Source organism: Nocardiopsis sp. iso_237, assembly GCF_056173345.1.
Genome location: NZ_CM149669.1, coordinates 4,549,183 through 4,571,485, shown reverse-complemented (window position 1 = coordinate 4,571,485; position 22,303 = coordinate 4,549,183). Strand labels below are relative to the sequence as shown.

Here is a 22,303-nt window from a genome sequence, read left to right as displayed (position 1 = left end):
CCCTGCGCGTGGTCGAACGCGACGGGGTGGCGGGGGTCAGCCACCGCACGGTCTCCCAGGAGGCCGGGTTGCCCACCTCCGCCACCACCTACTACTTCACCGGGTTGGGCGACCTCCTGACCGCGGCCCTGACCAGCGTGATGGACGAGGACTCCGAGCGCATGCGCCGCCTGTCCGGCGACGGGGACCGACGGCGCGAGCTCGCTGAGCTGATGGCCCGGGTCGCGGCCGAACCCGGTCACCTGCTGGCCGAGTACGAGCTCTTCCTCCTCGCCGCGCGCCGTCCGCACCTGCGCGGGTCCACGGACACCTGGCTCGCGGCCGTGCGGGCGTTCGCTGGCCGCTACACGGACGACCCGGTGCGGACGCGTGTGGTCTCCGCCGTGGTCGACGGGGTCCTGCTGCACTCCCTCCTGACGGAGGCCAAGCCGAGCGCGGACGAGTTCGAGGCGATCCTCACCGACGTGCTCCCCGACCCGCAGGACTGACCGCTGTCGGTGGACCGCGCGGACACGGTTGTCCACAGGGTCGGAGCGGGATTCGCACAGAAGTCCTAATCTGGCGGGGGCACCAGTACGTAGCGACACCGGGGGAGACGATGACGGAGCGGCGGGGGAACGGCGGCCAGGGGCGCCGGTACGGCGGTGGCGGCGGTGGTCGGGGCGGCTCCGGCCGCAGGCCCGAACCCGAACCCATCCGGGGGGTGCGCGACGAGGCGCGGCTGTCCCAGGAACTCCTCGGGATGCAGGGCGCCTCCTACGGCCGCTACAAGTCCCTCAAGGGCGACTGGGACTTCGGGGACTTCACTCTGACGGTGCAGCGGGTCCAGGCCGACCCCTTCGCCCCGCCCTCGCGCGTCCGCGTCCTTCGGCCCGACGCCGGTATCCCCGCGAGCGCCCACGCCGATCCGGTGCGCCGCCGGGCCACCGCCGACTACCTCGGACGGCGCGCCCGCCGACTGCTGCGGGGGTCGCTGCTGAAGATCGACACCGGGGGCCAGGAGGTCATCGCCCGCTCCTCGTGCCAGATCACCGAGGACGGCGCCCTCGACCTGCGGATCGGGGTGGACCTGCCCGGCCACGGCCGCCGGATCGACGGGCGCACCGCCGAACGCGAGCTGTGCCGCACCCTCCCGGCGCTGGTCGACGACCTCGACTGGGACGAGATCGACCACGCGGAGGCGGCGGCCTTCGCCGACACCGTGGCCGACGCCGTCGCCCTCAGGGCGAGCCTGGCCGACCGCGGTCTGGTCGCCTTCGTCGCGGACGGGGCGGTCCTGCCCCGGCGCAGCGGAGTGAGCGACGAACCCATGGCGGGGGAGGGCGTGGTGCCCTTCGCGGCCCCGGAGAGCCTGCGCGTGAGCGTGGACCTCCCGCACGCGGGCACGGTCACCGGCATGGGGGTGCCCGAGGGCATCACCCTGATCGTCGGCGGCGGTTTCCACGGCAAGTCCACCCTGCTGCACGCCCTGGAACGCGGCGTCTACGACCACGTGCCCGGCGACGGCCGCGAACTGGTCGTGACCCGGGGGGACGCGGTGAAGATCAGGGCGGAGGAGGGGCGCCGTGTGGAACGGGTGGACGTCAGCCCCTTCGTGCGCAACCTGCCGACCGGCGCCGACACCCGCGACTTCCGCACCGAGAACGCCTCGGGCTCCACCTCACAGGCGGCCAACATCTGCGAGGCGGTGGAGGCCGGGTCGCGCACCCTGCTGGTGGACGAGGACTCCACCGCCACCAACCTGATGATCCGCGACGAGCGCATGCAGGCCCTGGTCCACGGCGACCGGGAACCCCTGGTGCCCTTCGTGGACCTGGTCCGCCCCCTGCACCGCGAGCACCGGGTCTCCACCGTCCTGGTCATGGGTGGCAGCGGTGACTACTTCGACGTCGCCGACCAGGTGATCATGCTGGACGCCTACCACCCGCACGACGTCACCGAGCGGGCCCGGGCGCTGGCGCACGACCGCGCCGACGCCGAGTTCACCCTGCCCCGGGCCCGGGTGGTCGACCCCGGCTCGGTGGACGACGACACCGCCAAGGGACGGAGCCGGATCAAGCGCCGGGACATGGACGTACTGGTCTACGGGGAGAGCGACGTCGACGTGCGCTCGGTGGAGCAGTTCGTGGACCCCGGACAGATCACCGGCGCCGGTCTGGCCCTGCGCGCCCTGGTCAGGGGACGGCACCTGGACGGGAACCGGACCGTGGCCGAGGCCCTGGACTCCCTGGAGGAGGCGCTGGCCAAGGAGGGCGTGACCCTGCTCGGCGCCGACTTCGGCGGTGACTACGCCCTGCCGCGCAGGCACGAGACGGTCGCGGTCCTCAACCGGCTGCGGACCCTGAGAGTGCTCCGCCAGGGCTGACCGAGACCGTCAGGACGCGGATCGCGGGACCATCGGGACGGCGGCGCCCAGAGCGGTGTGGGCGTCGTCACCTCCGGGGTCGCGGGGTCCGGACCCACCCGCCCCGGGTCGGTATTGTGGAAAAGCAGGGCACAGCGACCCCGTCAGGGGCCACCGGAACCTTCCGGGCAGGCCGACACGGGTGTGTCGCGGCCCCTGCGAACCCGACCAGTTTTGGAGACGAGAACCCGGTGCGCGACCCCGCAGAACTGTACGAACTCCACCCCGGCTTCGACGACGTCACCGGGCTGGTGATGCTCGTCTGCCTGGACGGCTTCGTCGACGCCGGAAACGCTGGCAGCCAGTTGTCCGAGTCGCTGTTCGAGCGGTTCACCGCCGAGGAGGTCGCGACCTTCGACGTCGACCGCCTGGTGGACTATCGCCGCCGCAGGCCGCAGATGACCTTCGTCGAGAACACCTGGACCGACTACACGCCGCACAAGCTGGCCCTGTACCGGATGCACGACGCCGAGGGCCACCCCTTCCTCGTCCTGCACGGTCCCGAGCCGGACGGCGAGTGGGAGGCGTTCATCGCGGCCGTGACCGGCCTCGCGGAACGCTTCTCCGTCTCGCTCTCCATCAGCGTCAACGGCATTCCCATGGCGGTGCCGCACACCCGACCGGTGACGGTCACGCCGCACTCCACCCGCCCCGAGCTGATCGAGGGACACACCCCCTGGATCGGCCGGGTCGAGGTGCCCGCCAGCGTGTCCGCGCTGATGGAGTACCGCTTCGGGGAGAACGACCACGACTTCGTGGGCTACGCCATCCACGTGCCCAGCTACCTGGCCCAGTCCACCTACCCGCGGGCGGCCATCGCCGCCCTGGAGTACGTGGCCGGGGCCACCGGGCTCGCCCTGCCGAGCGAGGAGCTGGAGGAGGTCGCCGCCACCACGGACGTGGAGATCGCGGAGCAGGTCGCGGCGTCCGAGGAGGTCCAGCGCGTGGTCGCCAACCTGGAACGCCAGTACGACGACATCATGTCCTCGCGCGCGGAGGAGGGCGGCGGGCCGGTCCCGCTGTCCGACGACGGCGCGGGGCTGCCCACCGCCGACGAGCTCGGCGCGGAACTCGAACGCTTCCTCGCTGAACGCGAGGGAGACGGAAACGGATGACCGTGTTCTACCAGATCCTCTTCAGCTCGGTCCTGCGCCACATGGACGCGGAGACGGTGCACAAGCTGAGCTTCGCCGCGCTGCGCGGCGTCACGGCCGTCCCCGGTGTGGCCGAGACCATGGGCAGGGTCCTGGGCCCGCGCGAACCCGAGCTGACCGTGCACGCCTTCGGCCGCGAGTTCCCCGGCCCGCTCGGCATGGCCGCCGGGTTCGACAAGAACGCCGAGAGCCCGCGCGGTCTGGCCGCCCTGGGCTTCGGCTACGTCGAGGTGGGCACCGTGACCGCCCACCCGCAGCCCGGCAACCCCAAACCGCGCCTGTTCCGGCTGGTGGCCGACCGCGCCATCGTCAACCGCATGGGCTTCAACAACGAGGGTTCCGCGCTGGTCGCGGAGCGCCTGCACCACCAGCGCCGTGGCCCGCTGCTCGGGATCAACATCGGCAAGACCAAGGTCACGCCGGAGGCGGAGGCGCCCGCCGACTACGCGCTCAGCGCGCTGCGGCTGGCCCCCTACGCCGACTACATGGTCATCAACGTCAGCTCGCCCAACACGCCGGGGCTGCGCAACCTCCAGGGTGTCGAGCAGCTGCTGCCCCTGGTCAGCGCCGTCCGCGCGTCCCTGGCCGAGGCGGGCCGCCCCGAGCTGCCGCTCCTGGTGAAGATCGCCCCGGACCTGGCCGACGAGGACGTCGACGCCGTCGCGGACCTCGCGCTGGCCGAGGGCCTGGACGGGATCATCGCCACCAACACCACGATCTCCCGTTCCGGACTCGACACCTCCGACGAGGATGTCGAGGCGGCCGGAGCCGGGGGCCTGTCGGGCGCCCCGCTCAAGGAGCGCTCGCTGGAGGTCCTGCGCCGCCTGCGCTCCCGCGTGGGCGACCGGGTCACCCTGGTCGCGGTCGGTGGCATCGAGACCCCCGAGGACGCCTGGGCCCGCGTCCGCGCCGGCGCCACCCTGGTCCAGGGGTACACCGGGCTGATCTACGGCGGTCCGCTGTGGCCCCGCCGCATCCACCGGGGCCTGGCCCGCCTGGTCCGCGAGGCCGGGTACCGGTCCGTCCAGGAGGCCGTGGGGTCGGACGCCCCGGCTCCGGCGCTCACGGTGGTCCGGGAGACCCACGAGGCCAGCTGATCGACGCGCGGGCGGCCGGTGGGGGTTCCCACCGGCCGCCCGCGCGTGTACGCCCTACCAGTCGCCGTCCCAGTCGGGAGGGTAGACGTTGCCGGGTTCCGGGCCGCCGAGCGCCTGGCTGCTGGTGACGAACACGTAGTCCTCCGCGCGCAGCCGTTCGACGATCTCCGGGACCGCCGCGAGCGTGGCGGGCCGGGGGTCGTGCAGCAGCACCACCGCGCCCGGTTCGACCCCGTCGAGGACGGTCTCCACGATCTCGTCCCGGTCGTGCCCCTTCCAGTCCCCGCTGTCCACCGTCCACGCGACCTCCGCCATGTCCTGCGCGGTGATCTCCTCGTGCACGTCGTGGTTGGTGGCGCCGAACGGCGGCCGGAACTGCTCGACCGTGAACCCGGTCTGCCTGCGGACCATCGCGCTCACCGCGGCCGTCTGCGCGGCCAGGCGCCCGGGGTCCATCTTGTTCATGTGCTCGTGTTCGTCGCCGTGGCTGGCGATCTCGTGCCCCTCGGCGTAGGCGCGCCGCAGCACGCTTGGCCGGGTCAGGGTCGGGCCGCCGTTGAGGAAGAAGGAGGCCGTCACCCCCTCCTCCGCGAGGACGTCCAGCAGGTGCGGGGTGGCGTCCACCGGTCCGTCGTCGAAGGTCAGGGCCACGCACCTGGTCTCGCCGTCCTGGCAGTCCACCTCGGGGTCACCGGCGGTGACCACTCCGGGCGGGGGACCGTCCCCGGCGTCATCGGACCGGGCCGCGGGCAGGGCCAGGTCGGGTTCCGCCACCAGGGCGGCCTCCCGGGCGCGCTCACCCAGGTCCGACAGCAGCGGTGCGGCCCGCTCGTGCCCGACCACCACGGCCCTGCGACCGGGGGCGCTGTCGGGGACGTGGCCGTCGACGATCGGTGACAGGTGCCCGTCGTCGAACTCGACCACCAGGTCCCCCGACGCGTTGAACCCGATCGAGTCGTAGGTCCGCAGCACCGGGTGGAACGCGTCGGGGTCGACGTCCTCGTCGTCCGCCAGCTCCTCGCGCGCGATGGCGTTGAGCCGGACCAGCTCCTCCTGCCCGCGCAGCAGTTCGGTGGAGGAGGACACGGAGAGGTCGTGGGCGTCGTACCAGTACGTCGCGTAGCCCTCCCGCAGGCCGTGCATGTCCTCCTCGGTGCGGACCAGCCGGACCCCGAGGACCCCGTCCCCGGCGGCGACCAGCTCCCAGTCGACGTCCAGCCGCACGGGATCGCGGGTCCCGGCACGGAAGTCCCGCACCTCCTGGTCCACCCGCGCGGCAAGGCCCTCCGCGAAGGCGTCGGCGCCCTCGAACTCCGGGTAGGCGACGCTGACCTCCACGCCCTCGGGCTCGTGGGGGTGGCCGGTGAAGTCCCGGGCGTCGCCCCGCCACTCCCCGACACCGTCCCCGACCTCGTCGGCCAGCACGGTGAGCCGCTCGGGGTCGCCCTCGTCCACGCTCACCGCCCCGTTCCCGCACGCGGCGAGCGTGAGGGACAGCAGCACCAGGGCGGTCCCCGGCCGGAACGGCCGTGCCCGGACCGGGCCGGGTGGGGGAACGGTCCGGCCCGGCCCAACTCTCCTCGACGCCAAGACCCGACTCCCTCGTCCCTGGGGATGCTCCTCACGACTGCTGGGAGCAACATAGGGGACAACACCCCGGCCCCTCTGGCGGTGTCCACATGTGGACACCGCCAGAGGGGCCGGGGTGCGGGTGGGTCACTCCGAGTCGCTCGGAGCCTCCTCCGGGGCCTCCTCCTCGGGGACGCCGTCGACGTAGGTGCGGCCCGGCTCGGTGGTGCCGAGCAGCTGCGACACCGTGACCATCGAGTACCCGCGTTCGTCCAGTTCACGGATGATGTCGATCGACGCGTCGATGGTGGTGGGGTGGATGTCGTGCATCAGGATGATCGCGCCGTCGGACGCGCCGTCCAGCGCGCGATCGCGCACCACGTTCGCCTTGCGGTCCCGCCAGTCGTTGGTGTCCACGCTCCACAGGATCTGCGCCAGCCCGAGCTCCGCCGTCACCTCCGCGACCGTGTCGTCGGTGGCCCCGTACGGAGGCCGCATCAGGTCCATGGTGTATCCGGTCTCCCGGTACACCAGCGCCTGCGTCGCCTCCAGGTTCTCGCGGACACCGTCCGCCGAGAGCTCGGTCAGGTTGGGGTGGTCCAGAGTGTGGTTGGCCACCTCGTGCCCCTCGGCGTAGGTGCGCCGCACCACCCACGGGTGCTCCCTGACCGGGAGGCCGGTGACGAAGAAGGTGGCCTTGGCGTCGTGCGCGGCCAGGGCGTCCAGCAGCTCGGGGGTGCGCCCGCCGGGGCCGTCGTCGTAGGTGAGCGCCACGCACTTGGTGTCGGGCGCGGAGCAGTCGACCGAGTCGTCACGCGGGGCCAGCACGCCGGGCGCAGCCGAGGCCGAGCCGTCCTTGTCCGCCTCCGGGGCCTCGTCGATCGAGAAGGCGCGCACGCCCGTGGTCGCCGCCTCGCGCACCCGCAGGCCGAGGTCGGAGAGCAGCGACTCGGCCTCGTCCCGGGGCAGTACCGCGTGCACGCGGCCCGCACCGGCCGGGGCGACCTGGCCCTCGTCGAACTCCACCACGAGGTCACCGTCCGGGTTGAAGCCCACCGAGTCGTAGAGGGAACTGATCGGGTGCAGCGCCGAGGGAACGGCGTCCGTGCCGGACACCGCCTCGCGCACCCGCTCGTTCAGTTCGGCCAGCTCCTCCTGTCCGGCGAAGAGGTGGCTGGAGCCGTGGACCGCGCCCGTGCCGGTCTCGTACCAGTAGGTGCTGTGCCCCTCCCTGGTCTCCTCGGAGTCCGTCTCGGTGGTGGTCATCCGCACCCCCACGATCCCTTCGTCGGCGGCGGTCAGGCCCCACTCCCCGAGGAACGTGCGCGCCCCGGGGTTGGCCGCCTCGAAGGAGCGCGCCTGGGCGCCGAGGGTCCTCTCCAGGAAATCGGTCAGCGGTCCGGCGTTCGGAATGGACGGGTAGGTGACGGAGACGTCCGCCCCGCCCTCGTAGGCGAGAGTGATCTCCTCTGTTCCGGGGACCGCGTCGGGGGAGACCGTGGTCAGTTGGTCGGGTTCGCCGGTGGCCGGGGTCCGTGTCCCGTCACCGGATGACTGGTCGCCGTCGCCCGCCAAGGCACTGTCCTCCAACAGTCCGATCGGTCGGGACGCCGACAGCACCAGTCCCAGCAGGACGACCATCGCGATCGCGACCGTGAGGAGGGGCTGGTCGGGAGCCATGGTCTGCCGGTCTTGCTGCTTCACCTGGGGTTCTCCACGTTCATCGTCTGACGAACGTTCGTGGGGGAGGAGGGGGAGCGCTCCCCCACGTAACGCTGATTGTCGGTTGGGATGCCGCGAACCCGACGCGGGTTCACGCCGAGTGGGCGAGGACCACGCCGGGTGCATGGGCGGAGGGGGCGCTCCCTATACTTGCAGCCGTGGAAGGTACACGCTCCACCCTTGGTCACCCCGGAAGCCTTCCGGGGCGGGCGTTGCGTGTCGAAAGAGGGAACCCGGTGCGAGTCCGGGACTGCCCCGCAGCGGTGAGTGGGAACGAACGTCGTCATAAGCACTGGTGATCCGACCGGAAAAGTCGGAAACCGGGAAGCGGCGACCAGTAGGAGGGCCGGCGGTCACGCCGGAGCACGCCCACGAGTCCGAAGACCTGCCTCCGCCCGGCGGCGCACCCGTGCCGTCGGTGGTCCCGTGCCCCGAGGGAGGGCCGAGGGCGGAGACAGCCGTGCGCCGTCGGGCGCCTCCTCGGCGTGTCCGCGTCCTCGCTCGCCTCGTGGCCGGTACCCGGCTTTCGACGAGGGAGAGAAGCTCCATGCCCAGCACCCCGGCCGCCAGGCCGTCCGTGCGTTCCACCGTGCACGGCTATCCGCGCATCGGCCCCGACCGCGAACTCAAGCGCGCCAGCGAGTCCTACTGGAAGGGCGGCACCACCGCCGCCGAACTCGACGCCGTCGCCGCCGAACTCCGCCTGGGCGTCTACGCCCAGCTGCGGGAGGCGGGCGTGGACGACCTGCCGTCCAACACCTTCTCCTACTACGACCAGGTGCTGGACACGGCGGTCCTGTTCGACCTCGTGCCCTCCCGCTTCGCCTCCCCGGCCCAGGCCGGTGAACGGGACGAGCAGCTGCGCCGCTACTTCGCGCTCGCCCGGGGCGAGCAGGGCGCCCCGCCGCTGGAGATGACCAAGTGGTTCGACACCAACTACCACTACCTCGTCCCCGAGCTCTCCCCCAGCACCCGGCCGCGCCTGGTCGGTGACAAGCCCGTCACCGAGTTCCGTGAGGCCTCCGAGGCCGGGTTCCAGACCCGCCCCGTGCTGGTCGGCCCGCTGACCTTCCTCCTGCTGGCCAAGGCCGCCGACGACGCCCCCGAGGGTTGGGAGCCCATCGAGCTCCTCGACCAGCTCCTGGACGCCTACGCCCGGCTGCTGTCCGACCTCAGGGCCGCCGGCGCCACCGAGGTCCAGCTCGACGAGCCGATCCTGGCCACCGACGAGGGCCGCTCGGCCGTCGGCCACCTGGAGCGCGTCTACCAGCGCCTGGGTGCCCTCACCGACCGCCCCTCCCTCCTGGTCTCCACCTACTTCGGCTCCATCGGCGCCGCCGCCCTGCGCGTCCTCAAGGACTCCCCGGTGGAGGCGGTCGGCCTCGACCTGGTCACCGACGCCGAGGGCGTCGAGGACCTGGCCGCGGTCTCCGGCCTCGGCTCCACCCGCCTGGTTGCGGGCGTCGTCGACGGGCGCAACGTGTGGCGTACGGACCTGCCCGCCGCCGTGGCGGAGCTGGGCACCCTGCTCGCCCTCACCGACGAGCTCACCGTGAGCACCTCCTGCTCACTGCTGCACGTGCCGATCGACCTCGACGCCGAGACCTCGCTCGCTCCCGAGCTGCGCGCGGCCCTGGCCTTCGCCAAGCAGAAGGCGGGGGAGGTGGCCCTGCTCGGCCGCGTCCTCACCGAGGGCGAGGACGCCGACTTCGACGCTGCCGCCACCGGGAACCCGTCGTTCACCGACGCCCGGGTGCGCGCCCGCCTGGACGCGCTGGGTCAGGACGCCTACGAGCGCCCCGAGGACCGCGGCGCGCCCACCGACGTCACCCTCACCACGACCACCATCGGCTCCTTCCCGCAGACCCCCGAGCTGCGCCGCGCCCGCGCCGCGCACCGCAGGGGCGAGCTGGCCACGGAGGAGTACGAGCGCACTCTGCGTTCGGAGATCGACCGTGTCATCGCGCTCCAGGAGGAGATCGGCCTGGACGTCCTCGTCCACGGCGAGCCCGAGCGCAACGACATGGTCCAGTACTTCGCCGAGCAGCTGGAGGGCTACGCCACCACCGAACGCGGGTGGGTGCAGTCCTACGGTTCGCGCTGCGTGCGCCCGCCGATCCTGTTCGGTGACGTCTCGCGCCCCGAGCCGATGACGGTCGAGTGGATCACCTACGCCCAGTCGCGCACCGACAAGCCGGTCAAGGGCATGCTGACCGGTCCGGTCACCATGCTCGCGTGGTCCTTCGTCCGCACCGACCAGCCGCTCGGGGAGACCGCCCGCCAGGTGGGTCTGGCCCTGCGCGACGAGGTCGCGGACCTGGAGCGGGCGGGCATCCGCCACATCCAGGTGGACGAGGCGGCCCTGCGTGAGCTGCTGCCCCTGCGCGAGGAGCAGCGCCAGGCCTACCTGGACTGGGCGGTGAACTCCTTCCGCCTGGCCACGTCCGGGGTGGCGGCGAGTACCACCATCCACACGCACATGTGCTACTCGGAGTTCAACCAGATCGTCGGCGGCATCGAGGCGCTGGACGCCGACGTCACCAGCGTCGAGGCCGCCCGTTCGCGCATGGAGCTCGTCGAGGCCCTGGGCGCGCGCGGCTACAAGCGGGGCATCGGTCCGGGCGTGTACGACATCCACTCGCCCCGGGTGCCGTCGGTCGAGGAGATCGAGGCCTCCCTGCGGCTGGCGGCCACGCACGTGGACGCCGGGAACCTCTGGGTGAACCCGGACTGCGGTCTGAAGACCCGTGGTTACGCGGAGACCGAGCAGGCGCTGCGGAACATGGTCGAGGCGGCCCGCCGGGTCCGCGCCGACCTCCCGTAGCAGCGGGGGCCGGACACGAGGAAGGGGGCCGCGGCGATGCCGCGGCCCCCTTCGGTGTTCCCGGCCGCTACACGGCCCGCACGGGTCAGCCCCCGACGATGGCCAGCGCCTCGTTGGCGGCGTTGACCATGATGTCCTGGGTGTTGTCCGGCAGGGCGAGGTCCTCGTGGTCACCCTGGGTGGTGTCGAGGTAGTAGGTCACCGAGATGATCAGGTTGTCCTGGCGCATCAGCAGACTGGCCTCGGGAAGCTTCTCCCCGAGCAGGTCGGTCTTGGTGACGACCAGGTACGCCTCGCTGCCGAGGCCGTCCAGCTCCTCGTCGATCTCGATGTCGTCGGCGTCGTAGCGGTCCGACTCGGCGCCGCCGCGGATGCGGTCCAGCGTGTACTCGATGTCCTCGGCGGCGGCCTCCGGGGAGTCGCTGGCGCTGTAGGGGAGCTTGAAGCCCACCTCCAGCGAGCCGAAGCCCTCGGTGGAGCTGCTGTCGGGGAGGTCACCGAGGTTGGAGCAGCTCGACGTGTTGTCGGAGACGTACTTGCTGCCGCTGTCGCGGAGGACGAAGTCCGTCTGCACCTGGTCGGTGAAGGACTCGCAGGGCTCGGTGGGCAGGGCGTGGGGCGGGTCGCCGAGGGCGCCGTTCGAGGCGGGGGTCTCCTCCTCGGCGGGCTCCTCCTCCGCGGGCTCCTCTTCCACGACCTCGGAGGACTCGTCGGGGCCGGAGGCGATCTCGTCGCCGTCGTTGCCGTTGGTGACGAGCATGACGAACACGGCGATCACCAGGACGATGATGACCGCGCCGCCGCCGATGACCACCCAGAGCCCGGCCTTGCTGCCGCCGCCGCCCTGGGGCGGCGGGGCGGGCGGGTATCCGCCGGGTCCGCCGGGTCCGCCCGGGCCCGGGCCGTAGGGCGGCTGTCCGCCCGCGTACATGCCCTGGTCGGGTCCGGGCGCGCCCGGGTAGGGGCCCTGACCGTAGCCGGGCTGACCGCCGGTGGCGGCGTCACCGTAGGGGTGCCCCTGCGGCGGGCCGTAGGGCGGCTGTCCGCCGGTGCCGTCCCCGCCACCGTAAGGGTTCTGCGGTGGCTGGTTGTAAGGTCCGTTTTCGCTCATGGCTCCCCTCGCCCGGTGATGTGGTGACCGTGTTGTGTGAGGCGCGCGTTCGCGCCCGTGGGTTCTCACGAGTTCCCGTGGTGGCCACCGGCGGATCGCCGGGTGTGTGACAGCACGGGGAACCGTGGGGGAGGTGGGCCCGCCTCGGACGCCGTGACCGCGGGCGAGAGCGGACGGGCGAGGGCGGGAGTTCCCCGTGTTCGTGAGGAGGTCCCCGGTTCGAACGGGGCGCCGACCGCCGTGTGTGGAGCCAGCGGGTCGGTTCCCCGCCGGCCAGGGGTCGGGACGCCTTGCATCATAGCCCTGACCGGTGTCAACAGGGCAGGCCGGACCTGGGGTAGGAGGGTGAATCGTCACCGTTTCGTGCTTCTGACACACCAGTCCGTCATTTGCGTGACTTAATCGTGATGTCAGTGCATGGACAGGGTGGCGGGCATTCGGGTATCAGGACCGCCGGAATGAGGGCCCTTGGTCCCGTAAGGCGTGTGCGGAGACACCCCCTGTGACCTGCGTGACCGTTCCGGGAACCCGACCGGTGCGCGGGGCGCGGCGTGTGTGGCCGGTTGTGGCCAGGGAGAACACGGCTCGCAGCCGTGCCCCGGAGGGTCAGAACATCGAGATGTGCACGTGGTCGAAGTGGTTCTCGGTCATGTTGCCCCGGTCGGACATCGCCCGCCAGCCCTCGTCACCGCGCCGTACGTCCCAGATCTGCTGGCGGTAGATGACGTACATGATCCCCAGGTCGTCGGCGTTCTCCATGGCCCACTCCGAGATCTCCCAGCCCCGGTCGATCTCCTCCTGGCTGGGCATGCCGCCGTTCGGGTCCAGCATGAAGTCGCAGGCCCGGCCCTTGGGGTGCTCACCGACAACGAAACCGCCGTCGGGCCGGTAGCAGCCGACCCCGCCCACGTCGTCCCCGCGCCCGAACTTCTCGATCACCAGGTCACGCATCTGCTCCGTGCGCGGGGTGATGCTGTTGTGCGACTGCATGGGCTGGCTCGGGTGGTCCGCGATCAGGACGTGCACCTCCGACCGGCGGTCCTCCAGCTCGGTGAGGTCGTCCGAGGCCGCGTCCAGCCGCTCCTGCGCGTTCTCCTGGGCCACCTCGTCACGCGAGAGCGCCTGGTTCAGGTGGTCGATCTTCTCCTGGTTGGTGGTGGTCAGGTAGTCGATCACCACGGCACGGTCGATGACCTCGTCCGGCTCGGCCTCCACGAACAGCGACATGGACGGGTCGATCCCGCTGCTGGTGTAGGTGGCCACGGCCAGGGAGACCACCTGGTCGCGGGCGTCCCGCACCTCCTCGCGGGTGGCGTCGGCGCGGCCCTCGGCCCGTTCGGCCTCCTCCATCACCGCCTCCATGTCGCGCAGCTCGCCCTCGTACTCCTCAGTGAGGGTCTCGGCCCGGGACTTGAGGTCGCTCATGCTCTCCGGTTCCCGGGGCGGGGTCGGGGCGGCCGAGGCGGGCAGGGCGACCAGTGCCGTGGCGGAGAACAGGGAGAGGGAGAGCGCGGTCACCCGCGCACCACGGGACGGCACCAGCCGGGACAGCCCGGAACCCGCCGCGGCGGACAGCGCACGCGCGCCCTCCGCCAGGTCGGCCAGGGCCTCCCGCCGGGTGCGGGCCGGGGGGTCGGGCGCCCAGAAGTCGGCGTGCTCGCCGCCGGTGCGCCCTGGACGGCCGGACCCCACCGCACCACGCGGGTGCGCTGCGTCTGCGGTCTGCGCTGTGTCCTCGAAGTCCTCGAACTGCACGGTGTGGTCGCTCCTCGGGCCCACGCGCGGCCCCCTGCGGGCACGGGGCGCTGTGGGTGCGTCTGCTCGTCTTTCCCGGGCGGGCGCGGCGGCCGTGGGGCTGCGGCGGCCCTCGGTACTCACGGCGCGTGTGCGCCAATGAAGAGTCACGGGACGGTAATGAGTGTAGGCACTCACGAGGACCTTCGGGCGGGAGAGGAACGGACGTCACTCCAACAAAAGCCTCGATGTGTTGTAAATAACCACATTCAGGTCAAGTATTTTGCTGAACGGACCCGGTCAACCATGGTTGAGTTGGTGCCGTGAAGGCTCCTGAGCACGGCAAAGCGACCCCCGCCACCATGGCGGACACCACCCGGCGGTGCGTTCCGCTGCCCGGCGGCCGCTGTCGCATGCCCCGTTAGCCACCTCTGACACCGAGCCGCGCCCGGCGCCCCGCGCCGGAGCCACCTCCCCGGGGGCCGTCCTCCACGCTCCCCGTGACCGCCGGACGTACCGGCGCGTCGCCGCCGCCCGCCAGGTGAGCGCTTCGTACGCTCGGGTGTGGGCGTCAAACCCACGCTGAGTCCAGAGCCCTCCTGTGTCCGCGAGCGGTCTCCGGGACACCACCGCCAGACGTCGATGGGAAAACCGTGATTGACGCAGTGGGTCTACACAAGACCTACAGGTTGAAGAAACGCCAGGTGCACGCCCTGAACGGGGTGGACCTGCATGTCGAGTCCGGCGAGATCTTCGGGGTCGTGGGCCAGAGCGGTGCCGGGAAGAGCACCCTCCTGCGCTCGGTGAACCTGTTGGAGCGCCCCGACAGCGGCACCGTGCGCGTGGGGGAGGAGGAACTCACCTCCCTGCGCGGTGCCCGTCTGCGCGCGGCCCGGAGGGGGATCGGCATGGTGCACCAGCACTTCGCCCTGCTCTCCTCCCGCACGGTCGCGGGCAACGTCGGCTTCCCCCTGGAGGTCGCCGGGGTCTCCCGCACCAAGCGGGCCACCCGGGTGGGTGAGCTCCTGGAGCTGGTGGGCCTGGGCGACAAGGCGCGCGCCTACCCCTCCCAGCTCTCGGGCGGGCAGAAGCAGCGCGTGGGCATCGCCCGCGCCCTGGCCTCCGACCCCCACGTCCTGCTGAGCGACGAGGCCACCTCCGCCCTGGACCCGGCCACCACCGACTCGATCCTGTCCCTGCTGCGCCGCCTGCGCGACGAACTGGGCCTGACCATCCTGCTGATCACCCACGAGATGGACGTGATCAAGCGGATCTGCGACTCCGCCGCGATCATGGAGAACGGCGAGTTCCGCGAGTCCGGCCGCGTGCTGGACCTCATCGGCACCCCGGGATCCCTGCTGGCGCGCTCCCTCTTCCCCCTGCCGGACAACGGCGGGCCCGAGAGCGTGGTCATCACCTACCCGCGTTCCTTCGACGAGCCCTTCATGTCCGAACTCACCCGCCGCTTCGACGTGGACGTGAACATCCTCGGCGGCGGCGTGGAGCAGGTCGCCGGGCAGTCGGTGGGGCGCCTCAGCGTCGACATGCGCGGGGAGCGCCGCCGTGAGGCGCTCAACTACCTGTCCGAGCACGGCCTGCTGGTCGAGGAGGCCGGAAAGTGACCATCAACCCCTCCGACGTCCTCGTCCTCGCCCAGGAGGGCAACGCCCTCACCGCCATCGGGGACTTCATCGCGGCCTGGCCGGAGATGTGGCCCAGCCTGTGGCTCGGGACCCAGGACACCATCTACATGGTGGTGTGGGCGACCGTCTTCAGCGTCCTGGTCGGCCTCCCGCTGGGCGTGCTGCTGGTCGCCACCGACCGGGGCGGGCTCGTCCCGGCCCCGGCGGTGCGCGCCGTGCTCAGCGCGATCGTCAACGTCGGCCGTTCGCTGCCCTTCATCGTCCTCATGGTGGCGGTGCTGACGCTCACCCGCTTCCTGGTCGGCACGACGCTGGGCCCCACGGCCGCGATCGTCCCGCTGAGCATCGGCGCCATCCCGTTCTTCGCCCGCCTGGTGGAGACCTCCCTGCGTGAGGTCGACCGCGGGGTGATCGAGGCCGCGCACGCGATGGGCACCCGCAAGTCCACCATCGTGGGCAAGGTGATGCTGCCCGAGGCCATGCCCGGCCTGATCGCCGGTCTGGTGATGACCGTGGTCACGCTCATCTCGTACTCCGCGATGGCCGGTGCCATCGGCGGCGGCGGTCTGGGCGACCTCGCCATCCGCGAGGGCTACCAGCGCTTCAACGACCACTACCTGTGGGCCACCGTGATCCTGCTGATCGTCATCGTGCAGGTCGCGCAGAGTCTGGGCGACCTGCTCGTGCGCAGGCTGTCCCGGCGCTGAGACATCCGGCCCCGACCCCCCGACACACCCCTCGCCCCCCTCCAGAGTTGACCGGAACCGACGGCAAGGAGACAGCGATGACAGGGACGAACGTGCTTCGGGGGGTCGCCGCGGCGGGTGCCGCCGCGGTCCTCCTGGCGGGCTGCGGCAGCCCCAGCGAGCGGGCCGGCGACGACGGCGGCGGAGAGGAGGGCGTCGTGACCCTGCGGGTCGGCGCCACCCCGCTGCCGCACGCGGAGATCCTGGAGTTCGTCAACGACGAGCTGGCGGCCGACGCCGGCCTGGCCGTCGAGGTGGTCGAGTACACCGACTACAACCAGCCGAACGCGGCCCTGGCCGAGGGCGAGCTCGACGCGAACTACTACCAGACGTTCCCCTTCCTGGAGGAGTACCTGGCGGGGAACCCGGACACGGACCTGTCCTACGTCGCGGACGTGCACCTGGAGGCCTTCGGCCTGTACTCCGAGAGCCTCACGGACCTGGACGACCTCCCGGAGGGCGCGAGCATCGCGGTGCCCAACGACGCCTCGAACATGGACCGGGCCCTGCACCTGCTCGACGAGGAGGACGTGATCACCCTGGCCGAGGGCGCGAGCGGCCAGGTGTCGGAGTCCGACATCGAGGACAACCCGCTGAACGTCACCGTCACCCCGGTGGAGGCGGCCCAGCTGCCGCGCTCCCTCCAGGACGTGGACGCGGCCGTGGTGAACGGCAACTACGCCCTGGAGGCGAACCTCACCGAGACCGCCAACGCGCTGGCCTGGGAGGAGACCGAGGACAACCCGTACGCCAACGGCCTGGTGGTGCGCTCGGAGGACGTGGAGTCCGAGGACCTGGTCCGCCTCAACGACCTCCTGCACAGCCAGGAGGTGCGCGACTTCATGGAGGAGCGCTGGCAGGGGGTCGTGATCCCGCTCGGTCCCGGCACGGACTAGCCGGCCCGACGTTTCCGCTCTCCCGAGGGCCCGGTGGGACTCCCCACCGGGGCCCTCGCCCGTGCGGGACGGACGGTAACGGTTGAATCTCGGGGAGGCGTCACTCCGTTGACTCGCGTGAGGGTGTCTGCTTCGGTGAATGGGAGCGCTCCCAGTGAGGTCCACCCACCACGGAAGGTGCGTAACGAAGCAGTGAGCAACCCCAACGACTTCCCCGAAGGCTTCCTCTGGGGGGCGGCGACCGCCTCCTTCCAGATCGAGGGCGCCACCACCGCCGACGGTCGAGGCCGCAGCATCTGGGACACCTTCGCCGAGACCCCCGGCAAGGTCCTCAACGGGGACACCGGTGACCCCGCCGACGACCACTACCACCGCTACGCCGAGGACGTCGCCCTCATGCGGCGGCTCAACCTCGGCGCCTACCGCTTCTCCGTCGCCTGGCCGCGCGTCGTCCCCGACGGCACCGGTCCCGTCAACCAGGCCGGGATCGACTTCTACGACCGCCTGGTCGACAGCCTCCTGGAGGCGGGTGTCCAACCCTGGGCCACCCTCTACCACTGGGACCTGCCCCAGCCCCTGGAGGACGCCGGAGGCTGGCCCGCCCGGGACACCGCGTACCGCTTCGCCGACTACTCACGGGTCGTCGCGGAGGCACTCGGAGACCGGGTCACCCACTGGATGACCATCAACGAACCCTGGTGCGCCGCCTTCCTCGGCTACGAGAACGGCCACCACGCCCCCGGCCGCAGGGACCCCGCCGCCGCCCTGGCCGCCACCCACCACCTGCTGCTCGGCCACGGCCTGGCCGCCGAGGCCATCCGCTCCACCGGTCACCCCGCCAAGATCGGGCTGGCGCACAACCAGGCGGTCATCCGGCCGCACGGCGCCAACGCCGCCGACGCCCGGGCGGCGCGCCGCGCGGACGGGGTGCGCAACCGCATCTTCACCGACCCCCTGCTCAAGGGCGCCTACCCGGCCGACGTGGTGGCCGACCTCGTCGACGTCAGCGACTTCTCGTTCGTGCGCGACGGCGACCTGGAGACCATCTCCACGCCCCTGGACTTCCTCGGCGTCAACTACTACTCGCCCGAGTTCGTCGCCGGCTCGGCCAAGGGCATCGACCCCGCCCTGGTCAGCGGTGACGGCGACGCCTGGCTGGGCGCGGGCCCCGACGAGGTGCACGTCTCCCAGGGACTGCCCGTCACGCACATGGGCTGGGAGATCGACCCCACCGGCCTGTACGACGTGCTCCAACGGCTGGCGGGCGAGAGCGGCGGCATCGACCTGTACGTGACCGAGAACGGCTGCGCGTTCGAGGACACCGTCAGCGAGGACGGCGCCGTCCACGACCCCGACCGGACCGACTACTACGAGGGTCACCTCCGGGCCGCGAGGGAGGCCATCCACGCCGGGGTACCGTTGCGCGGTTACTTCGCCTGGTCACTTCTGGATAATTTCGAGTGGGCATGGGGATACTCCCGCCGGTTCGGGATCGTCCACGTGGACTACGAGACGCAGGAGCGCGTGGTCAAGGACACCGGACACTGGTACGCGGAGCTGGCCAGGACCGGACGGTTCCCCGAGCGGTAGACCACCGGTGGTGGACCGCGAGCGTTCGCGGGGAGCCCGTACGACGGGACCCCGCGAACGCTCGCGTGGTCGACCCGTGCCCGACCGCACACACAACCGCCGCCCGGGCGACCGGCGGCACGACGTCCAAGGAGCCCACAAGTGGCCAAGAGTGGCGGTCGGCAGCGGCCGACCCTGGAGATGGTGGCGGAACGGGCTGGGGTCGGCCGCGGCACCGTGTCCCGGGTGATCAACGGGTCGTCCCAGGTCAGTCCGAGGACCCGTGAGGCCGTGCACGCCGCGATCGCCGAGCTCGGGTACAGCCCCAACCAGGCGGCGCGGACCCTGGTCACGCGACGTACGGACACGATCGCGCTGGTCGTCTCCGAGGCGCGGGACCGCCTGTTCGCGGACCCCTTCTTCGCGGACATCATCCGGGGGGTGAGCTCGGTGCTGCACGAGCGGGACCTCCAGCTCATGCTCACCACCGCCCGGGGCGAGGCCGAGCACAAGCGCGTGGGCGAGTACCTCAGCGGCTCGCACGTGGACGGCGCCCTCCTGGTGTCGCTGCACCGGGACGACCCGCTCACCTCGCGCCTGGCCGAGTCCGGTGTGCCCGTGGTGCACGGCGGACGCCCCTACTCCGAGGCCCAGCCCGCGCCGTTCTGCGTCGACATCGACAACCTCGACGGAGCCCGGGTGGCCATCCGCCACCTGCTGGACGCCGGGTACTCCAGGATCGCCACCATCACCGGGCCGCAGGACATGAACGCCGGTGTGGAACGCCTGCGCGGCTACCGCGACAGCATGGCCGCGGCGGGCCGTGAGGTGGACGAGCGCCTGGTGGTCCAGGGCGACTTCAGCGTGGAGGGCGGAGCCGAGGCCATGGCCCGGCTGCTGGACCAGGGAGGCGAGCCCGACGCGGTCTTCGCCGCCTCCGACATGATGGCCGTCGGTGCCATCCGCGCGCTGCGCGAACGCGGCCTCAGCGTGCCCGAGGACGTCGCCCTCGTCGGTTTCGACGACACCCTCATGGCGCGGCACAGCGACCCGCCGCTGACCACCGTCCACCAGCCCACGGTCCAGATGGGCCAGGAGATGGCCCGGCTGCTCGTGGACGTGGCGATCCCGCGCACGGCGGAGGCCGAGACCATCCTGCTCGACACCCGGCTGGTGGTGCGCGACTCCGCCTGAGGGCTGGCGCGGCCCCGCTCACCGGCACGTTCACGCCCGTGGCCGCTGGACTCCCGTGTGCCGCCTGTGCGAGGCTGGTCGCGATTTCGCGGAGGACGGTGGGGGCACATGAAGTCGACGCGGGAACCGACCCACGCCAGGTGCGCGATCTCCGCGTGCGGTTGGTGCGACCGGAACGGCGACCTCTGCCGGTTCTGCGCCGGGACGGGGTGGTGGCGGCCGGAGCGGCCGCACCGGGAGGTCAACGGACTGGTCGTCTGGCACCGGGTGGAGGAGCCCTGCCGCGGGTGCGCCGGGACCGGCAAGGAACACGGGTCGACGGCCGCGTCCTGACCCGCGCCACGGGGGGTACGGCCCCCGCGCCAACGGGCGCCCCCAGCCCGACTTCAGCGAGCCCGACGGAGCTCGCGAACCGAACGTGGAGGAACTGTGCGCTGGGTCACCTACCTGTCACCGAGCGGTGGCGGTGCGCGCGTGGGCGCGCTGGACGACGGTGACGTGATGGGCAGCCCCGGGGGCCGGAGCCTCGGTGAGCTGCTGGAGGGCGGCGACGACGCCCTGGCGGTCGCGCACGAGCGGGCCGTGGACGGCGCGATCGAGATCATCGTCGAACCCGAGGCGCGCATGTGCGCCCCGGTCCGGCCCGCCGGTCCGGTGCCGGTGCGGGTGGGGGAGCGCGAGTACGCGATCGCCCCCGAACTGGTGCGGGGGGTCGACGACCCCGTGGCCCCCGAGGCCCGGTCCGCCCGGGTGGGCGTGGCCGCCCTGGCAGGGGGATCGGGGCACGCGAGCGCCTACACCCCGGCCTGCCTGTGGCTGGACGAGGCGGGCGAGCCCGTGGAGCTGATCCTCGGTCCCGTCCTGACCACCTCCGACGAGCTGTCCGGCGACGCCCTGGAGCTCAGCACCTCGGTGGACGACGAGGAGAACGGGCGCGGCCGGGTCGAGCCCCACCACGACTGGCTGGTGTCGGGGCCGGGAGGGGTCCGCGCGCTGCTGCCCGTCGCCACCACCGACCTGGAGGCGGACGACGAGCTCTTCGTGGACGCCGGTGAGCTGGGCACCTACGAGGTCAGGGTGGGTTCCCAGGTCTGAGCGGTCCGCTCGGGCCCCGGCTCAGGGGGTGTACTCCCAGTGCCAGGGCTCGAAGCCGCCCCGGGCCCACTCCGGGTTGTCCCATCCCCGCTCCGGCGCGTGGTCGAGCATCCACCGGTGCTCCGGGGACCCGAGCTCGTTCACGCCGCCGCACAGGTCCACGGCGACGCCGAGGCCGTGCGCGCTGGTGCCCGGCCTGGCCGCCATCCCGGGGAGCATCTCCTGGAAGAGTCGCACCTGCTCGTGGTACGGGCGGTAGGAATCGGTCACGCACATCGGGCGCCCGAACTCTGACCGGAAATCACCGTCGAGCTCGATGAACGCGGCGGCCGCATCGGCCCTCAGCCGCTCGCCCGGCTGCGGCAGCGGGCAGAGCAGCGTGTCCGGCACCCGCCCGTTCTCGACGTTCGCCGCGCCGTCCCCGGCGCAGCCGCCGAGGCCGTCCTCCACCGGGACCGCGTCGTCCCCTCCGGTGGCGCCCCATCCGGCGCCGCCGGTGCCTTCCACGGCCTCACGGGCCTCCGCCAGCGCCGCCTTGCGGCGCGCCTCCTCGTTCCCGGGGTCCCGGGTGTCGGCCAGGGCGTCCTCCAGCCGGGTCTGCTGCTCCAGGAGTTTCTCGGTCCGCCCCTCCTGAGCCTCGATGGCCTCCAGGGCCGTCTCGCGCGCGGTCTCCGCCGCCTCTGTGGCCTCGGCCTGCTCCTGTTCGGCGGTCTCCGCCGCCTCCGCCAGGGTGTCGGTGGCCACCTGGGAGGCCCGGGCGCGGGCGAGGTCGGCGGAGCGGTGCTCCCCGAACAACACGAGGTAGGAGCCGCGTTCGAGGGCGTGGGCGGGCCCCTCGGGGCTGGTCCAGGCCTGCATGAGGCTCAGGTCCGCGCCCTTGTAGGCGCTGGCGGCCTGACGGGCCGCGCCCAGCCGGGTGCCCTCGTGGCGCAGGTCGGCCGCCTCCGCGCGGGAGTCGGCGGCCTCGCGCTCACCGGTGAGCTCGTCCAGCCGCGCGCTCTCCTCCTCGTAGGCCCGGATCTTCTCGGTGGCGCCCTCCCGGAGGGCGGCGACCTCCGCGCGCGCCGTCGCGAGCTCCACACGCAGCCGGTCCAGTTCACCCGGGCCGGGGTCGGTGACGTCGGCGGCGCCGGGGGCGGCGCAGGTGAGGGAGAACAGCAGCGCCGTGCTCAGTGGGAGCAGTGTGTGGACCGAAAAGCGGCGAAGCGCGTGATTCTCCTGTGAACTGGGAGAAGTGCCGTGGGCGATGAATGGGTGACTCTGGGTGCTCGAACCTGGGCGCGACGAGGTGCGCATTTCCGCCTCCCCCTCAGGGCCTGCGTATACGTGACAGTCACGATGTCACGGAGCGGCGGCGCGGAAGTGGATGCTGGCGGTGTGTCCAAATAGTTACCTCAATGTCCGGCCGGTTTTCGGTCGCCCAGTCTGACCTGGGGGATTGGCCCTAATGCGGACAGGGTGGGGATTACGGCCACGGTTGGCGTCGGATGATCTTGCTTGATGGGCATCAATCGCCCGAAGCGAGCCCTTCTCGCCCATTGGTAC

17 protein-coding genes and 1 riboswitch are annotated in these 22,303 nt (G+C 72.1%); of the genes, 12 read left to right on the top strand and 5 right to left on the bottom strand.

Annotated features, from left to right (window positions below):
* Window positions 1-8: 8 nt before the first annotated feature.
* The 4 genes from AC0VYM_RS20800 (at window position 9) to AC0VYM_RS20785 (ending at window position 4,655) form a co-directional block, all read left to right on the top strand.
* Window positions 9-488 (top strand): TetR/AcrR family transcriptional regulator, encoded by a 480-nt coding sequence (locus AC0VYM_RS20800; protein ID WP_475454692.1) that lies wholly within the window; start codon window positions 9-11, stop codon window positions 486-488.
* 110 nt (window positions 489-598) lie between these two features.
* A complete protein-coding gene (locus tag AC0VYM_RS20795) occupies window positions 599-2,365 on the top strand; it encodes an ABC-ATPase domain-containing protein (RefSeq protein ID WP_475454690.1) in 1,767 nt (588 codons plus the stop codon).
* Between the two features lie 230 nt (window positions 2,366-2,595).
* Entirely contained in the window at window positions 2,596-3,519 is a 924-nt protein-coding gene (locus AC0VYM_RS20790) for a proteasome assembly chaperone family protein (RefSeq protein WP_475454688.1), read from the top strand.
* The gene (locus AC0VYM_RS20785) at window positions 3,516-4,655 is read left to right on the top strand and encodes a quinone-dependent dihydroorotate dehydrogenase (RefSeq protein ID WP_475454686.1); all 1,140 of its coding nucleotides are present in this window, start codon (window positions 3,516-3,518) and stop codon (window positions 4,653-4,655) included. The genes AC0VYM_RS20790 and AC0VYM_RS20785 overlap by 4 nt, the downstream gene beginning before the upstream one ends.
* Window positions 4,656-4,709: 54 nt before the next feature.
* Here the strand turns inward: AC0VYM_RS20785 and AC0VYM_RS20780 are convergent, their stop codons facing one another.
* Together AC0VYM_RS20780 and AC0VYM_RS20775 are read right to left on the bottom strand one after the other, a co-directional pair.
* Window positions 4,710-6,158: a polysaccharide deacetylase family protein gene (locus AC0VYM_RS20780; protein WP_475454684.1), complete on the bottom strand. Its 1,449-nt coding sequence runs from the start codon at window positions 6,156-6,158 to the stop codon at window positions 4,710-4,712.
* A 213-nt stretch (window positions 6,159-6,371) separates the two neighbouring features.
* On the bottom strand, window positions 6,372-7,904 hold the full coding sequence (locus tag AC0VYM_RS20775; protein WP_475463148.1) for a polysaccharide deacetylase family protein: 1,533 nt from the start codon (window positions 7,902-7,904) through the stop codon (window positions 6,372-6,374).
* A 206-nt stretch (window positions 7,905-8,110) separates the two neighbouring features.
* Window positions 8,111-8,336, top strand: a riboswitch (cobalamin riboswitch).
* A gap of 157 nt (window positions 8,337-8,493) precedes the next feature.
* Between AC0VYM_RS20775 and metE the strand changes: the two genes are divergently transcribed.
* Window positions 8,494-10,770: a 5-methyltetrahydropteroyltriglutamate--homocysteine S-methyltransferase gene (metE, locus tag AC0VYM_RS20770; RefSeq protein WP_475454682.1), complete on the top strand. Its 2,277-nt coding sequence runs from the start codon at window positions 8,494-8,496 to the stop codon at window positions 10,768-10,770.
* An 85-nt stretch (window positions 10,771-10,855) separates the two neighbouring features.
* On the opposite strand, the gene AC0VYM_RS20765 is transcribed toward metE, so the two are convergent.
* Window positions 10,856-11,881 (bottom strand): DUF3558 domain-containing protein, encoded by a 1,026-nt coding sequence (locus AC0VYM_RS20765; protein ID WP_475454680.1) that lies wholly within the window; start codon window positions 11,879-11,881, stop codon window positions 10,856-10,858.
* Between the two features lie 606 nt (window positions 11,882-12,487).
* Window positions 12,488-13,573, bottom strand: coding sequence for a coiled-coil domain-containing protein (locus AC0VYM_RS20760; protein WP_475463146.1), 1,086 nt, complete (start codon window positions 13,571-13,573; stop codon window positions 12,488-12,490).
* A 707-nt stretch (window positions 13,574-14,280) separates the two neighbouring features.
* Between AC0VYM_RS20760 and AC0VYM_RS20755 the strand changes: the two genes are divergently transcribed.
* From AC0VYM_RS20755 to AC0VYM_RS20725, 7 genes are all read left to right on the top strand, one after another.
* On the top strand, window positions 14,281-15,237 hold the full coding sequence (locus tag AC0VYM_RS20755) for a methionine ABC transporter ATP-binding protein (protein ID WP_475463144.1): 957 nt from the start codon (window positions 14,281-14,283) through the stop codon (window positions 15,235-15,237).
* On the top strand, window positions 15,234-15,965 hold the full coding sequence (locus tag AC0VYM_RS20750; protein WP_475454678.1) for a methionine ABC transporter permease: 732 nt from the start codon (window positions 15,234-15,236) through the stop codon (window positions 15,963-15,965). The genes AC0VYM_RS20755 and AC0VYM_RS20750 overlap by 4 nt, the downstream gene beginning before the upstream one ends.
* 77 nt (window positions 15,966-16,042) lie before the next feature.
* Window positions 16,043-16,900 (top strand): MetQ/NlpA family ABC transporter substrate-binding protein, encoded by an 858-nt coding sequence (locus AC0VYM_RS20745; protein WP_475454676.1) that lies wholly within the window; start codon window positions 16,043-16,045, stop codon window positions 16,898-16,900.
* Between the two features lie 192 nt (window positions 16,901-17,092).
* On the top strand, window positions 17,093-18,490 hold the full coding sequence (locus AC0VYM_RS20740) for a GH1 family beta-glucosidase (protein ID WP_475454674.1): 1,398 nt from the start codon (window positions 17,093-17,095) through the stop codon (window positions 18,488-18,490).
* Window positions 18,491-18,631: 141 nt separating this feature from the next.
* Window positions 18,632-19,663 carry a LacI family DNA-binding transcriptional regulator gene (locus AC0VYM_RS20735; protein ID WP_475454672.1) on the top strand — a complete coding sequence of 344 codons (1,032 nt, stop codon included), beginning with the start codon at window positions 18,632-18,634 and terminating at the stop codon, window positions 19,661-19,663.
* 108 nt (window positions 19,664-19,771) lie between these two features.
* On the top strand, window positions 19,772-19,996 hold the full coding sequence (locus AC0VYM_RS20730; protein WP_475454670.1) for a hypothetical protein: 225 nt from the start codon (window positions 19,772-19,774) through the stop codon (window positions 19,994-19,996).
* A gap of 96 nt (window positions 19,997-20,092) precedes the next feature.
* Window positions 20,093-20,758 (top strand): hypothetical protein, encoded by a 666-nt coding sequence (locus AC0VYM_RS20725; RefSeq protein ID WP_475454668.1) that lies wholly within the window; start codon window positions 20,093-20,095, stop codon window positions 20,756-20,758.
* Window positions 20,759-20,779: 21 nt separating this feature from the next.
* Here the strand turns inward: AC0VYM_RS20725 and AC0VYM_RS20720 are convergent, their stop codons facing one another.
* Window positions 20,780-21,838, bottom strand: coding sequence for a D-alanyl-D-alanine carboxypeptidase family protein (locus AC0VYM_RS20720; RefSeq protein WP_475454666.1), 1,059 nt, complete (start codon window positions 21,836-21,838; stop codon window positions 20,780-20,782).
* Window positions 21,839-22,303: the final 465 nt, after the last annotated feature.

What these genes read in the sequence shown, in the direction of transcription:
- AC0VYM_RS20730 (WP_475454670.1), top strand. Translation starts at nt 19,772, where the DNA reads ATGAAGTCGACGCGGGAACCGACCCACGCCAGGTGCGCGATCTCCGCG.
- AC0VYM_RS20785 (WP_475454686.1), top strand. Translation starts at nt 3,516, where the DNA reads ATGACCGTGTTCTACCAGATCCTCTTCAGCTCGGTCCTGCGCCACATG.
- metE (WP_475454682.1), top strand. Translation starts at nt 8,494, where the DNA reads ATGCCCAGCACCCCGGCCGCCAGGCCGTCCGTGCGTTCCACCGTGCAC.
- AC0VYM_RS20775 (WP_475463148.1), bottom strand. Translation starts at nt 7,904, where the DNA reads ATGGCTCCCGACCAGCCCCTCCTCACGGTCGCGATCGCGATGGTCGTC.
- AC0VYM_RS20765 (WP_475454680.1), bottom strand. Translation starts at nt 11,881, where the DNA reads ATGAGCGAAAACGGACCTTACAACCAGCCACCGCAGAACCCTTACGGT.
- AC0VYM_RS20745 (WP_475454676.1), top strand. Translation starts at nt 16,043, where the DNA reads ATGACAGGGACGAACGTGCTTCGGGGGGTCGCCGCGGCGGGTGCCGCC.
- AC0VYM_RS20795 (WP_475454690.1), top strand. Translation starts at nt 599, where the DNA reads ATGACGGAGCGGCGGGGGAACGGCGGCCAGGGGCGCCGGTACGGCGGT.